Source organism: Kitasatospora sp. NPDC002551 (genome assembly GCF_040296005.1).
Classification (GTDB): Bacteria; Actinomycetota; Actinomycetes; order Streptomycetales; family Streptomycetaceae; genus Kitasatospora.
In genome coordinates, this window is the sequence record NZ_JBEOWI010000034.1 from 20,861 (window position 1) to 34,250 (window position 13,390).

Annotated in this window: 11 protein-coding genes and 1 pseudogene; 4 read left to right on the top strand and 8 right to left on the bottom strand. The window is 76.4% G+C overall.

Features of this window, described 5'->3' with window-relative positions; genetic code table 11:
- Positions 1 to 13: 13 nt before the first annotated feature.
- On the bottom strand, positions 14 to 673 hold the full coding sequence (locus ABT093_RS25845) for an NAD(P)-dependent oxidoreductase (RefSeq protein WP_350568561.1): 660 nt from the start codon (positions 671 to 673) through the stop codon (positions 14 to 16).
- Positions 674 to 812: 139 nt separating this feature from the next.
- On the opposite strand from ABT093_RS25845, the gene ABT093_RS25850 reads away from it, so the two are divergent.
- On the top strand, positions 813 to 1,403 hold the full coding sequence (locus tag ABT093_RS25850; protein WP_350568562.1) for a maleylpyruvate isomerase N-terminal domain-containing protein: 591 nt from the start codon (positions 813 to 815) through the stop codon (positions 1,401 to 1,403).
- 30 nt (positions 1,404 to 1,433) lie between these two features.
- Here the strand turns inward: ABT093_RS25850 and ABT093_RS25855 are convergent.
- From ABT093_RS25855 to ABT093_RS25865, 3 genes and pseudogenes are all read right to left on the bottom strand, one after another.
- Positions 1,434 to 1,805, bottom strand: a pseudogene (locus tag ABT093_RS25855) (VOC family protein); the annotation flags it as partial.
- A gap of 39 nt (positions 1,806 to 1,844) precedes the next feature.
- Complete coding sequence (locus ABT093_RS25860) at positions 1,845 to 2,381, bottom strand: GNAT family N-acetyltransferase (protein ID WP_350568566.1); 537 nt, start codon at positions 2,379 to 2,381, stop codon at positions 1,845 to 1,847.
- The gene (locus ABT093_RS25865) at positions 2,378 to 2,836 is read right to left on the bottom strand and encodes a group II truncated hemoglobin (RefSeq protein WP_350568567.1); all 459 of its coding nucleotides are present in this window, start codon (positions 2,834 to 2,836) and stop codon (positions 2,378 to 2,380) included. The genes ABT093_RS25860 and ABT093_RS25865 overlap by 4 nt, the downstream gene beginning before the upstream one ends.
- Positions 2,837 to 3,069: 233 nt before the next feature.
- Between ABT093_RS25865 and ABT093_RS25870 the strand changes: the two genes are divergently transcribed.
- Positions 3,070 to 4,602, top strand: coding sequence for an AMP-binding protein (locus ABT093_RS25870; RefSeq protein ID WP_350568568.1), 1,533 nt, complete (start codon positions 3,070 to 3,072; stop codon positions 4,600 to 4,602).
- Positions 4,603 to 4,620: 18 nt separating this feature from the next.
- Here ABT093_RS25870 and ABT093_RS25875 read toward each other — a convergent pair whose 3' ends face one another.
- Positions 4,621 to 5,394, bottom strand: coding sequence for a LuxR C-terminal-related transcriptional regulator (locus ABT093_RS25875; RefSeq protein WP_350568569.1), 774 nt, complete (start codon positions 5,392 to 5,394; stop codon positions 4,621 to 4,623).
- A gap of 217 nt (positions 5,395 to 5,611) precedes the next feature.
- On the opposite strand from ABT093_RS25875, the gene ABT093_RS25880 reads away from it, so the two are divergent.
- Positions 5,612 to 6,442 (top strand): TIGR03084 family metal-binding protein, encoded by an 831-nt coding sequence (locus ABT093_RS25880; protein ID WP_350568570.1) that lies wholly within the window; start codon positions 5,612 to 5,614, stop codon positions 6,440 to 6,442.
- 89 nt (positions 6,443 to 6,531) lie between these two features.
- On the top strand, positions 6,532 to 7,065 hold the full coding sequence (locus ABT093_RS25885; RefSeq protein WP_350568572.1) for a hypothetical protein: 534 nt from the start codon (positions 6,532 to 6,534) through the stop codon (positions 7,063 to 7,065).
- A 299-nt stretch (positions 7,066 to 7,364) separates the two neighbouring features.
- Here the strand turns inward: ABT093_RS25885 and ABT093_RS25890 are convergent, their stop codons facing one another.
- From ABT093_RS25890 to imuA', 3 genes are read right to left on the bottom strand one after another with little or no spacing between them, the layout of a single operon-like run.
- On the bottom strand, positions 7,365 to 10,610 hold the full coding sequence (locus tag ABT093_RS25890; RefSeq protein ID WP_350568573.1) for an error-prone DNA polymerase: 3,246 nt from the start codon (positions 10,608 to 10,610) through the stop codon (positions 7,365 to 7,367).
- Positions 10,611 to 10,669: 59 nt separating this feature from the next.
- Positions 10,670 to 12,607: a DNA polymerase Y family protein gene (locus tag ABT093_RS25895; protein WP_350568574.1), complete on the bottom strand. Its 1,938-nt coding sequence runs from the start codon at positions 12,605 to 12,607 to the stop codon at positions 10,670 to 10,672.
- Position 12,608: 1 nt separating this feature from the next.
- Entirely contained in the window at positions 12,609 to 13,352 is a 744-nt protein-coding gene (gene imuA' / locus ABT093_RS25900) for a DnaE2-dependent mutagenesis accessory factor ImuA' (RefSeq protein ID WP_350568576.1), read from the bottom strand.
- Positions 13,353 to 13,390 lie beyond the last annotated feature (38 nt).

Sequence of the window (13,390 nt, forward strand, 5' to 3'; positions counted from 1 at the left end):
CCGCGCGCTCCGTTCAGAGCGCGCAGCAGGTGAAGCGCTCGCCGATGTGCTCGGGCTGCTCGATCTCGTCGACCAGCGCCGCGGCGTAGTCGGGCACCGAGATCCGGCTCTCGCCCTCGGCGTCGGTGAGCAGCTGCTCCAGCGCGGTGCGGTAGCGGCCGGTGCGCTCGCCCGGGCCGATGTGGGCGGCCGGGCTGAGCACCGTCCAGCGCACGTCGGCGACCGTCCGGTAGTACTCCAGGGCGTCGCCGTGGGCGTGCATGATCTGCAGCACCGCCTCCGGCAGGCCCGGGGTGTCCCAGACCCGGATGCCGGGCGCGGTCTCCAGGCTGCCCGCGCCGCCGACCGCGACCAGCCGCGGCGCCTCGCCGCCGAGCCGGCGCAGCCCCTCGACCAGCGACCGGGCCGCCGGTTCGATCAGCGCCAGATGGCCCGGGCCGTCACCGCCGCCGACCGCGCTCACCAGGGCGTCCCGGCCGGCCGCGACCCGGGCCACGTCCGCCGGGTCCAGCACGTCCCCGGCCTCGACGGACACCTCCCCCGGATGGCGCGCGGCGTCGAAGCGGGACGGGGTGCGGACGACCGCCGTCACCCGGTGACCGCGCGCGGCGGCCTCCGCGACGACGGCGCTGCCGATGGTGCCGTTGGCGCCGAACACGGCGATCCTGGCCATGGGGTACCTGCCTGTTCTCCGGAGGGCCGGTGAGGTGGGGGCCGGTGGGGTGGGGCCGGCGGGGATCCGGAGCCAGCAGTAGCACCCGGGGCGGCCCGCACCCTGGCGGACACGCGGAGGCGGATGAGACGGTGGGCCGATGACTGATCGTCCGTTGAACGGTGATGACGTCCGGGCCGCGCTGGGCGAGCTGACGGCCGCCGTGGGGCCCGCGGCCGAGGAGGGCGGCGCCCGCTGGGAGGCGCCCGCCGGGCCGCTGGAGTGGAGCTGCCGGGAGACCGCCGCGCACATCGCGCACGATCTGCTCGCCTACGCCGGCCAGCTCGCCGCCCGGCCCGGGGACCGCTATCTGCCGCTGGACCTGACCGTGCGCCCGGAGGCCGGACCGGCCGAGGTGCTCACCGTCGTGACGGCCTGCGCCCAGCTGCTGGCCACCGCCCTGGACGCGGCGCCGCCCGAGCTGCGGGCCTACCACTACGGGCCGTGCGACCCGGCCGGCTTCGCGGCGATGGGCGTCACCGAGACCCTGGTGCACACCCACGACATCACCCTCGGGCTCGGCCTGGAGTGGCGGCTGCCGGAGCGGCTCGCCTCGGCCGCGCTGGCCCGGCTCTTCCCCGACGCGCCCGGCGGCGACCCGGCGGACGTACTGCTCTGGTGCACCGGGCGCGCTGAGCTCGACGGCCGCCCGCGCCGGACCTCCTGGAGCTGGCGGGCGGCCGTCGGGTGAGCCCCGGCGTCAGGCGGTCGCGGTCTCGGTGGCGATCCGCTCGGCGGCGCTGCGCTCGACGCAGAACTCGTTGCCCTCGATGTCGGTGAGGGTCGCCCAGCCCTTGCCGTCCGGGGTGCGGTGGTCCTCGAAGAGCGTCGCCCCCAGGGCGAGGAGGCGCTCCACCTCCTCGTCCCGGGTGCGGTCCTGCGGCTGGACGTCCAGGTGGACGCGGTTCTTGACGCTCTTGCCGTCGGGCACCCGGATGAAGAGCAGCGCGGCGCCCGCCGACTCGACCAGCGCCTCCGGGTCACCGGGGTTGTCGTCCTCGGACAGGGTGGCGTCCAGCACCTGCGCCCAGAACCGGGCCAGGGTGTAGGGGTCGGCGCAGTCGATCGTCACATGTCGTACCAGAGAAGCCATGGGGTCACTCTGACCTCGATCGTCCCGCCGGTCCAGTCGTTATCGGACCGGCCGGCTGTGCCAGTGGCCGTCGCCCGGGTAGCGCGGCGGGGCGGCCGGGACGAGGGCCTCGAAGGGGTATCCGGCCTTCTCGGCCACCCGGCAGGAGGCCTGGTTGTCCCCCTCGTGGAAGAGGTCGAGGCGGACCAGCCCGTCGGCGGCGAAGGTCTCCCCCGCCCAGGCGGTGAGCGCCGCCAGCGCCCGCGGGGCCACGCCCCGGCCGCGCGCGGCGGCGGCCGTCCAGTAGCCCACCTCGGAGCCGGCGCTGCCCGGGGCGCCGCGCTTGAGCACGACGTTGCCGACCAGCGCGCCCTCCTCCAGGACGGCGAAGGCGTACCGGCTGCCCTCCGCCCGGCCCCGCTCCTGGTCCTCCAGCCAGCGGGCGGCGTCGGCGGGCTCGTTCACCTGGTTGCGGATGAAGCGGCGCAGCGTCGGGTCGCGGTGGATCTCCAGCAGGGCGGGCGCGTCCCGCGGGAGGAAGGGGCGCAGCAGCAGCCCCTCGGCGCGCGGCGCGGCGGCGGCGAGCACGGCCGTCACCGCAGACCCTCCCAGCCCCAGCGCGGGGTGGGTCCCGGTTCTCCGAGGTCGGTGCCGGCCGGGGAGGCGGAGACGTCCTCGGCGATCCTGGTGCCCCAGTCGAAGTACTCCAGGACGCGGCGGCGCAGCAGCTCGTCCCCGGGCAGCTCCGCGCGCACCGCCTCGGCCATCAGCTCCATCCAGCGCAGGCGCTGCTCCTCGGTGATGGCGAGGCCGAGGTGGGCGCGGAGCAGGGCCTGGTGGCCGCCGAGTTCGGCGGTGAAGCGGTCCGGTCCGTCGAACACCTCGGCCAGCCAGACGGCGACGTGCTCGACGTGGGCGGGCGTGAAGCGGGCGAAGACCGGCGCGAGCAGCGGATCGGCGAGCACGCCCCGGTAGAACGTGTCGCTCAGCCGCCGCAGGGCGTCGAGGCCTCCGATCGCCTCGTACAGGCTGCCGGAGCGGTGGTCGGTCATCGGTGTCTCCCCCGTGCGCGGATGTCCTGTGCTCTTCCTATCACTGGCGGCAGGGTCGCGGGCTCGCGGAGGTGAACGGGACGACGGCGCGCGCGGACGAGGCGGTGGGGCGGCGGCCCCGGGTGGCGGCCGTCGGACGCCGGCCGGGCGCCCGGCCGGCCCGAGGGCCCCGTCCGGGTGACACCCCCGATCGGGGGTGTGCAGGGGGCGGCGGGCGGAGGACAGTGGGGCCCATGCAGATTCCACTCTCCGTGATGGACTTCCTCGACCGGGCCGAGCTGGTCTACGGCGACCGGGTCGGCATCGTCGACGAGCCGGTCCAACCGGCCGCACCCTGGACCGATCTGACGTACCGTCGGGTCGCGCAGCTGGCGCGGGCGCAGGCGGCCGGGCTGGACCGGCTGGGGGTCGGCCCCGGCGAACGGGTGGCGGTCGTGTCGCACAACTCGGCCCGGCTGCTGACCTCGCTGTTCGGCGTGAGCGGGCACGGCCGGGTGCTGGTGCCGGTGAACTTCCGCCTCAAGGCGGAGGAGGTGTCGTACATCGTCGAGCAGAGCGGCGCCTCCGTGCTGCTGGTCGACCCGGAGCTGGCCGAGCCGCTGGCCGGGGTGGTCGCCAAGCACAAGTTCGTCATCGGGGCGGACAGCGACGCACTGCTGTACGACTTCGGGAACGCTCCGCGCCGGTACGCGATCGACGAGAACGACACCGCGACCATCAACTACACCAGCGGAACCACCGCCCGCCCCAAGGGCGTTCAGCTCACCCACCGCAACATCTGGCTGAACGCGACGCTGATGGCCCTGCACTTCGGGGCGGGCGACCGCGACGTCTACCTGCACACCCTGCCGATGTTCCACGCCAACGGCTGGGGGCTGCCGTTCTCGCTCACCGGACTGGGCGCCCGGCACGTGGTGCTGCGGAAGGTGGACGGCGCCGAGATCCTGCGCCGGGTCGAGCGGCACGGGGTGACCTTCCTGTGCGGCGCCCCGGCGGTGGTGCAGATGGTGCTGGACGCGGCCGCCGAGTGGGACGGCCCCGTTCCCGGCCGGGACCGGGTGCGGATGGTGGTGGCCGGCGCGCCGCCGCCGACCTCGGTGGTGCAGCGGGTGGAGTCCGAACTCGGCTGGGAGTTCATGCAGATCTACGGCCTGACCGAGACCTCCCCGGTGGTGACGGTCAACCGCACCCGCGCCGAGTGGGACGAACTGCCCGCCGAGCGGCGGGCGGAGAAGCTGGTGCAGGCGGGCGCGCCGGCGATCGGCAACCAGGTGCGGGTCGACGAGCAGGGCGAGGTGCTGGTCCGCTCCAACGTCGTGCTGGACGGCTACTGGCAGCAGCCGGAGGCCACCGCGGAGGCGCTGCGGGACGGCTGGTTCCACACCGGCGACGGCGGCGTGCTGGAGGACGGCTACCTGACCATCTCGGACCGGAAGAAGGACGTCATCATCAGCGGCGGGGAGAACGTCTCCTCGATCGAGGTGGAGGACTGCCTCTACGACCACCCGGCGGTGGCCGAGGTCGCGGTGATCGGCGTGCCGGACGCCAAGTGGGGCGAGACGGTCAAGGCGCTGGTGGTGGCGAAGCCGGGCGCGGAAGTCACCGAGGCGGACCTCATCGCGCACTGCAAGCAGCGGCTGGCCGGCTACAAGTCGCCCACCTCGGTGGAGTTCCGGGACGCGCTGCCGCGGACGACCACCGGGAAGCTGCAGAAGTTCCGGCTCCGCGAGCCCTACTGGTCGGGCCGGGAGCGGAAGGTCAACTGACCCGGCCCGCCCGGGGGTTCAGTCGAGCAGTCCGGACTCCCGTGCGGCGAGGGCGAGTTCGGTGCGGTTGCGGACGCCGAGCTTGTGCATGGCGCTCTTCAGGTAGCCGGTCACCGTGTTGCAGGTGAGGCCGAGCTGGGCGGCGATCTCCGGGTTGGTCCGGCCGGTCGCCGCCCAGCGGAGCACCTCGTGCTCGCGCCGGGTCAGCGGAGGTCTTCGCACCGCGCCGGCGGCCGGGGCCGTCTCCGCCGGCGGGGTCTCGCGCCAGGCCTGGGCCCCGGCGAGCGCCCGGGTGGCGGCCTGGGCGAGCCTGGCCACGGCGGCGATCCGGACGTCCCCGAACGGGACCACGGCGCGCAGCGAGGCGTACACCACGCCGTGCACGGTGCCGCCGTGCAGCAGCGGCACGGTGAGCATCGCGTAGAGGTCCTCGGCGGTGACGGCGGCGTCGTAGTGGTGCGAGATGGTGGTGGCGGCGCGGTAGTCGGGCACCCAGGTGGGCTCCCGTTCGGCGAGCGCCCGGCCGCCGAGGCCGGTGCCGGCCGGCACCGGGAGGTCGTGCAGCAGCTCCGCCCGGGTGCCGGCCCAGTGCCGCAGCACCATGCCCTCGCCGCCGGCCCCGGTCACGCCCGGCTCGGGCACGCCGACCAGGCCGACGTCGGCACCGCAGTCGGCGACCACCCGGCGGGCGAGATCGCCGAGCACGGCGTCCCGGACCAGCTCGGCGGCCCGGGCGGCGAGGTCGTCCGGGGCCTCGGCGCTGCTCTTCGGCGCGGTCGGGGCGGTCGTCATCGCGCGATTGTCACACGCCCTCCCGGCGGTGGGGAGGGGTCGCGAACGGGTTCGGCGTGCGTGTCGTGTGGAGTTGCGCGGAGTTCCGGGTGGGCGCGGGCCCGGCGGCGTAGGGTGCGGGCGCGAGGTTACCGGCGGGTCACCCCAGGGTCCCGCCGCCGCCTTCCGGTGTTTCCGTGGCTTCCAAGGTGTTCCGATGCTTGCGAAGGGGAGATCCATGGCGGATCCGAACGTTCCCGGGGCTTCGCCCGTGCTGGCCGGGCTGCTCGCCGATCTGCGGGCCGAGAGCGGGGTGCTGGACGGGCTGGTCGCCGGACTGGAGCCGGACGACTGGGCGCTGGACACGCCCGCGCCGGGGTGGACGGTGGCGCACCAGATCGCCCACCTGGCGTGGACGGACGACTGGTCGGAGCTGGCCGCACGCGATCCGGAGGCCTTCGTCGCGGAGTCCGGCCGGGTGTTCGGCGAACTGGTGGCGGCCGGGGCGGACCCGGTGGAGGAGGGCGCGGCGCGCGGGGCGGGCGAGCCGCCGGCCGCGCTGCTGGCCCGCTGGCGCTCCGGCCGGGAGCGGCTCGCGGCCGCGCTCGCGGCGGTGCCGGCCGATGCCAGGCTGCCCTGGCTGGGCCCGCCGATGAAGGCCGCGTCGATGGCCACCGCGCGGCTGATGGAGACCTGGGCGCACGGGCAGGACGTGGCGGACGCGCTCGGCGTCCGCCGGGAGCCGACGGCGCGCCTGCGGCACGTCGCACACCTGGGGGTGCGGACCATGGGGTTCGCGTTCACGGTGCACGGACTGCCCGCCCCGCAGGCCCCGGTGCGGGTGGAACTGACCGCGCCGGACGGCGGATCGTGGGCCTGGGGGCCGGCGGACGCGGCGGACCGGGTGACCGGCCCGGCGCTGGACTTCTGCCTGCTGGTCACCCGGCGCCGGCACCGGGACGACCTCGCGCTGAACGCCGCCGGCGAGGTCGCGACGGCCTGGCTGCCGATCGCCCAGGCCTTCGCCGGACCGCCCGGAGCGGGCCGGGAGGCGGGGTCGTCGCTTTAGCCGATGAATCGTCAAATAGGCCAGGTCGCGCGGTAAACCACACGTTTCGGCGATATACAGAGTTCGTCGGCGAATGATGGACTTCGGGCATGACGCGAATGAAGCTGACGCGAACGAGCCCGGCGCGAACGAACCCGGCGCGAGTGCCCTCGATGCGCACCGTCCTCGCCGGGGCCGCCGCCCTGCTCGCCGCCGGTGGCCTCATGGCCGCCCCCGCCCAGGCCGCGTTCGCGCTGCCCGCCGCCCCGGCCGCGGCCGCCGCGCCGGCGCAGGTCCGGGCGGGGACGCCGGCCGCGCACCAGGTGTTCACCTTCTTCGAGGCGTACCGGGGGGCGGTGCTCGGCGAGACCGGCGAGACCCCGCGCGCCGTCCGCGAGCGCTACCTCTCCCCGCACCTCAACGTCCGCCTGGACGCCTGGGCGCAGCAGCACGACGCCGATCCGGTGTTCCGGGCCCAGAACGTCCCGGTGGACTGGTCGGTCCAGCAGGTGAAGGACGAGTACGGCTTCGCCTCGGTACGGCTCACCGAGCTCTGGGACGGCGGCGGCAGCCAGGACGTCTGGTACACGGTGCGCCTGAGCGACCTGCGGATCGTCGAACTGAACGACCGGCCCGCCTTCTGACCGGCCCTCGGGCGGCCGGTCACCACGGACCCCGGCGCGGCGCAGGCATCCCCCCACGACTGCGCCGCGCCGGTCGCACAGCACTGAATCCCGCCGCTTGCCGCCTACTTCCCGCCGTCCCGCAGGAGCAGCAGCCCGCGGCCCCGCTCCAGGGCGCCCGCCGCCCAGGCCGGGAGGAGTTCGCCGAGAAGCCACTCGGCCTCCTCCGCCGCGTCCTCGTCGCCGCCCGGCAGGTGTTCGGGCTCCCGGTGGATCCGCTCGGTGTCGAACCCGGCCAGGACGCCGCCGCCGCGGTGCCGTCACAGCCCGATCCGCAGCGGGGTGAGCCGGGTGGCGACCAGGTTGGTGGCACCCCGGTCCCGTTCGACGTGCCCGTGCACCAGGAGCCCGGCCCGGTCCAGGGCGGTGCGGCGCTGGGACTCCCAGACCGGCCGGCCGCAGATCACGTTGATCAGCCCGGTCTCGTCCTCCAGGCTGAGGAAGAGCACCCCGCCCGCCGTCGGCGGCCGCTGCCGGTGGGTGACCAGGCCGCCGACCACCACCGCCGTGCCGGCCGGCACGTCCGGGAGTTCGGCGGCCGAGAGCGCGCCGCCGCGCTCCAGGTGGGCGCGCAGGTGCTGGAGCGGGTGGCTGGTCGCGGACGTCCCGGTGGCCCAGAGGTCGGCGATGGTCTCCTCGATCGGGGTCATCGCGGGCAGGTCCGGCGCCTCGGTGCCGGGCGTCGTGCCCGGGATGAGGTCCGCCGTGACGCCCGCGAAGGCGCCCGCCGCCCAGAGCGCCTGCCGCCGGCCGAGCCCGAAGCAGCCGAACGCGCCCGCCGCGGCCAGCGCCTCCAGGGCCGGCGCGGGCAGCCCGGTGCGGCGGGCGAAGTCCTCCAGGTCCGCGTACGGCTGCCCGGCCGCGATCGCCCCGGCCTGCGCGGTGCCGATGCCGCGCACGGTGTCCAGCCCGAGCCGGATCGCGGGCTGCGGCTTCCCGGCGGTGAGCGGCGGTTTCGGCGTCGGCCCCCGGTACGGCTCCAGGGTGGGCCCGGGCCCGCTGGCGTTGACGTCCACCCCGCGTACCCGCACGCCGTGCCGCCGGGCGTCCGAGATCAGGCTGAGCGGCGAGTAGAAGCCCATCGGCTGGTTGGCCAGCAGGGCGCAGGTGAAGGCCGCCGGGTAGTGGTACTTGAGCCAGGCACTGGCGTACACCAGATAGGCGAAGCTGATCGCGTGGCTCTCCGGGAAGCCGTAGTTGGAGAAGGCCTCGATCTTGGTGTAGACGTCCTGCGCCACCTCCTCCGGGATGCCGCGCTCGGTCATGCCGCCGAGCAGCCGCTCGCGCAGCCGGGCGACCCGCTCGTGCGAGCGCTTGGCGCCCATCGCCTGGCGCAGCCGGTCCGCCTCGGCGGGGGTGAACCCGGCGCAGTCGATGGCGAGTTGCATCATCTGCTCCTGGAACAGCGGCACTCCGAGGGTCTTGCCGAGCGCGTTCTCCATCAGCGGGTGCGGGCAGCCGGCCGGCTCCAGCCCGGCGCGGCGGCGCAGGTAGGGGTGGACGGAGCCGCCCTGGATCGGGCCGGGCCGGATCAGCGCGACCTCCACCACCAGGTCGTAGAAGTGGTCCGGCTTGAGCCGGGGCAGGGTGGCCATCTGGGCGCGCGACTCGACCTGGAAGACGCCGACGGTGTCGGCCCGCCGCAGCATCGTGTACACGCCCGCGTCGTCGTCCGGGATGGTCGCCAGGTCGTAGTGCTCGCCGTGGTGCCGGGCGACCAGGTCGCAGGTGTCGTGCAGCGCGGCGAGCATGCCGAGGCCGAGCAGGTCGATCTTGACCAGCCCGGCGCCGGCCACCGATTCCTTGTCCCACTGCAGTACGGAGCGCCCCGGCATCCGCGCCCACTCGGTCGGGCAGATCTCGGCGATCGGCTCCCGGGTGAGCACCATGCCGCCCGAGTGGATGCCCAGGTGGCGCGGCAGGCCGTGGAGCTGCCCGGCGAGCGCGAGCACGTCGGCGGGGATGACGGCGTCCGCGCCGGGCGGTGAGCGGAAGTCGGCCTGCCGGCTGAACGCGTCCACCTGCCCCTGCGGGTAGCCGAGCACCCGGGCGGCGTCGCGCAGGGCCAGCCGGGGCCGGTAGGTGATCACATTGGCGACCTGGGCGGCGTGCTCGCGCCCGTACCGGCGGTAGACGTACTGGATGACCTCCTCGCGGCGGCGGTTCTCGATGTCCAGGTCGATGTCCGGCGGCCCGTCCCGGGCGGTGGAGAGGAAGCGTTCGAAGAGCAGCTTGTAGTGCACCGGGTCGACGGCGGTGATCCCGAGCGCGTAGCAGACCGCGGAGTTGGCCGCAGAACCGCGCCCCTGGCACCAGATGGACTCCCGGCGGCAGAAGTCGACGATGTCGTGGACGATCAGGAAGTAGCCGGCCAGGTCGAGTCGTTCGATGACGTCCAGCTCGCGGGCGAGCTGGCGGCGGGCCGGGCCGTTGCCGGGCCCGAACCGGGCCGGGCCGCCCTCGGCGACCAGGGCGCGCAGGTGGCTGATCTCGGTGTGGCCGGGCGGGACGGGATAGCCGGGCAGCTCCGGGTCCAGGGTGGCGAAGTCGAAGGCGCAGGCCCGGGCGAGGTCCACGGTGGCCTCGCGCACGCCCGGGAAGCGGGCCAGCCGGGCCGCCATCTCCCGGCCGGAGCGCAGGTGGGCGGTGCCGGCGGCCTGCGTCCAGCCCACCGCCTCGGGGAGGGTGCGGCGCTCGTGCAGGGCGGCCAGGCTCTGGGCGAGACGGCCCTCGGCGGGGCTCGCGTGGTGGGCGTTGGTGGAGGCGACGGTGGTCAGGCGCAGCCGGCCGGCGAGGGCCGCGAGCGCGTCGTTGCGCTGGTCGTCGCCGGGGAGCCACTGGTCGATCAGCTCGACGTGGACGTTCTCGCGCCCGAACGCCTCGGTGAGGGTGCGCAGTTGGACCTCTGGTTCGGCCGGTCCGCCGCCGGCGGCGGCCAGCGCGGCGGGGACGCGGCCGAGGCGGCAGCCGGTGAGGACCGCCCAGTGGCCGCCGTGCGCTTCGGCGAGGGCCTCGACGTCGTAGATCGGGTTCCCCTTGGCCCCGCCGGCGAGTTGGGCCGCGCCGATGACGGCGGAGAGGCGGCGGTAGCCCTCCGGGTCGCGGGCCAGCACGAGCAGGTGCTCGACGCCGCCCTTCTCCTGGCGAAGTGTCAGTTCCGCACCGAAGACGGTGGACACGCCCGTTCCGCGGGCCGCCTCGGCGAGGCGGACCGCGCCGTAGAGGCCGTCGTGGTCGGTGAGCGCGAGGGCCTCGACGCCCAGCCGGGCGGCCTCGGCGACCAGCGCCTCGGGGTCGCTGGCGCCGTCGAGGAAGCTGAAGGCGGAGTGGACGTGCAGTTCGGCCCAGGCCGGTCCGGCGGGCGGCCTCCCGGCGGGCCGCTCGGCGGGCCCGTCCGGGGTGTCGCCGGCGTGCGGGCGCAGCGGGACGACGTCGCCGCCGCCGTCGCCGGTCAGGCGCCGGTGCAGTTCGCTCCAGGGGAGGAGGGGATGGCTGGTGAATCCCATCGGGGGTGGTGCCTTCGGTCTCTCGCTCGTCTTCTCGGGCCCCCTCGGCGTGCCGGCCGTCAGTCGTACCCGGCCTCCACGAACCAGGCACCCCCCTCCACCGTGAGCAGCAGCGCCCGCCCGTCCGCCACCGTCACCTGGAACCGGGCCCGGCGGCGGGCGCGCGCCTGGTCCCACCAGTACTCGACCGCCGGCCAGGGGCCGGTCCAGCCGTCCACCGCCAGTTCCCGCCCGCGCACCGCCACGGTGGCCGGGCGGGCCGACACCCCCGCCCGGCCGTCCACCGTCACCGGCCGCCCGGCCGCGTCCAGCACCGCCGCCGGCACCGGGACGCGGTGCACCACGGCCGGCCAGACGTCCCGCGGGCCGCCCAGCCGCCCGGGCCAGGGCGCGTCGGCGGGCGCCGCCGGGTCGTACGGCTCGCCCCAGGGCACCCGGACCGCCTGGTCGTCCGGCCCCCGGCCGCCGGCCGGCTCGATCCGGCGCAGCCCGGCGTGCCCGAGCACCGCCTGTACCCGGGCCACCGCGCGCTCCACCCGGTCGTCCGCCACCGCCTGCCCCCAGAGGGCGAGTTGGCGGCCCTGGTCGGGGGTGAGGTCGTCGGGGACGAGCCGCAGCGCGGTGAACCCGCCCGGTTCGGGGGCGTGGGGGCCGTCGGCGCGGTCGAACGTGCCGGTGCTCTGCCAGGCCTGGAGCTGCCAGCGGACGCGCTCGGCGAGCGCCGTCGCGGAGAGCCGGCCCTCGTGGCGCCAGAGCCGCGCGACCGTCCGGCCGTCGGCGCACACCACCTCGACGGCGACCCGCTGGCAGGTCAACCCCGCCCCGGCGAGCCGCTGGTGCAGCCGCTCGGCCAGGGTACGGGCGACGAACACCAGCGGTTCGGCGAGCGGCTCGGGCGGGTCGAAGCGCTGCTCGACGGAGAGGTCCGGGCCCTCGGCGCGCGGCACCAGCGGGCGCGGCTGCAGCCCGCGGGCCAGCCGGTGCGCCACCGTGCCGGCCGGGCCGAAGCGGTCGGCCACCGATTCGGCGGGCAGCGCGGCGAACGCCCCGACCGTGGGCAGGCCCAGCCGCTCCAGCAGTTCGGCCAGCTCGGCGTCGCCGAGCGCGGCCACCGGGTAGGGCGCGAGGAACTCCGCCGTCCGCCCGGCGGGGACCAGCACGCCGGCCCGGGCGGCGAGCACGGCGGCGAACAGGCCGTCGGCCACGCCGACCCGGCCGAGCGGCGGCGCCGCCTCGGCGGGGGTCCCGGCGCCGGGGGTCGCGCCCCCCGGGGCGGGGGCCGGCGGGTAGGCGGGCGGGCGGGCGAAGCCGCCCCGGGCGCCGTCCCGGGCTGCGGGCGCGGCGGCGAACAGCTCGTCCGTCCCGGCGACCGGCCGCCGGGACGCGGGCGGCCGCTCGGCGTCGGCGGGGTGCAGCGGGACGACCTCGGCGAGGCCGCCGTCGTTCCCGGCGCCGACGGCGCCGGGGCTCCCGGACGGCTCCGCGTCCGCCGGGTGCGCCTGGGGACCGGCGGTGTCCGCGGCCGTGTCCTGTTCACCCGCGGCGGCCGTCGTCGCCGCCGCGAGGGCGGCCGTGACCGCCCCCTGGACCTTCGCCGCCAGGGCCTCCTCCCCGCCGAAGTAGCGGGCCGGCCCCTTCACCGGGATCGCGCACAGCCCCGGGCGCAGCACCTCCACCCGGGGGGTGAACGCCTCCACCGCCGCGACCACCGGCTCGAACCGCCGGGCCTCCGCCTCCGGGTCGCGCTCGCGCAGCTCCAGCGCCGGGCAGAGCCGCTGGGCCAGCTTGAGCCGCTGCCCCTGCCGCACCCCGGCCGCCCGGGCCTCCGCCGAGCAGGCCAGCACCCGGCCGCCCTCGACCACCGCCACCGGGACGTCCCGGTCCTCCCCCGGACGTTCGGCGGCCACCACCGGCCAGTCCGGACACCACACCACCAGCACCCGGGGGGTGACCGCACCACCCGCCCCGGTGGACCCGGCCATCTCTCCGCCGGTCATCTCACACCACCGCCATACGGTCGAGGCCCGCTCCGGCCCCCGACACCGCGTCCTCCCCCACCTCGTCCACGATCCCGGCGCCGACCGTCTCCTCCACGGTCCGCACCGCGCCCTGCGCGTCCGGCAGCCAGAGCCGGGCCGTCCGCCCGCGCCCCGCCGATCCGCGCCCCTCGGCCACCACCTCCACCTGCCGTCCGGTGAGCCGGCCGTGCCCGTCCCCCAGCCCGAACCAGCGCCCGGAGCGCACGCCCAGCCGCAGTCCGGCCCCCGGCCAGGGCCCGGCCACCAGCAGCACGCAGCCGCTGCGGCGCAGCACGGCGGCCAGGCGGGCGGCCAGGTTCGGCGGGACCGGGCCGTCCGGGCGCAGCATGATCAGTTCGACGGCGCCGGCCAGCACGGACACCACCTCGGCCCAGTGCGGGCCGGGGTCGTCGGCCACCAGCAGCCGCCGCAGGTCGAGCCCGTACCCGGCGGCCGCGGCCAGCCCGAGGTCCGGCAGCCCGACCGCCGCGGCCCAGCCGCCGTCGGTCTCCCGCACCCCGGCGGCCAGCGCCAGCAGCAGCCCGGCGTCCCCGCCCGCGACCGACACCGCCGTGCCCCGCCGCAGCCCGCCCTCCGGCAGCAGCCCGCTCAGGGCGGGCACCACCGGCAGCAGCCCCCGGCCGGGGGCAGCGGTCGACGCCACCGGCCGGAGCGCGGGCTTCCGCTCGACGGTGGATTCGAAAACAGATTCGAAAACGGGCACACCCCCAGGATCGAACATTCGTTCGCAAAGATTCAAGT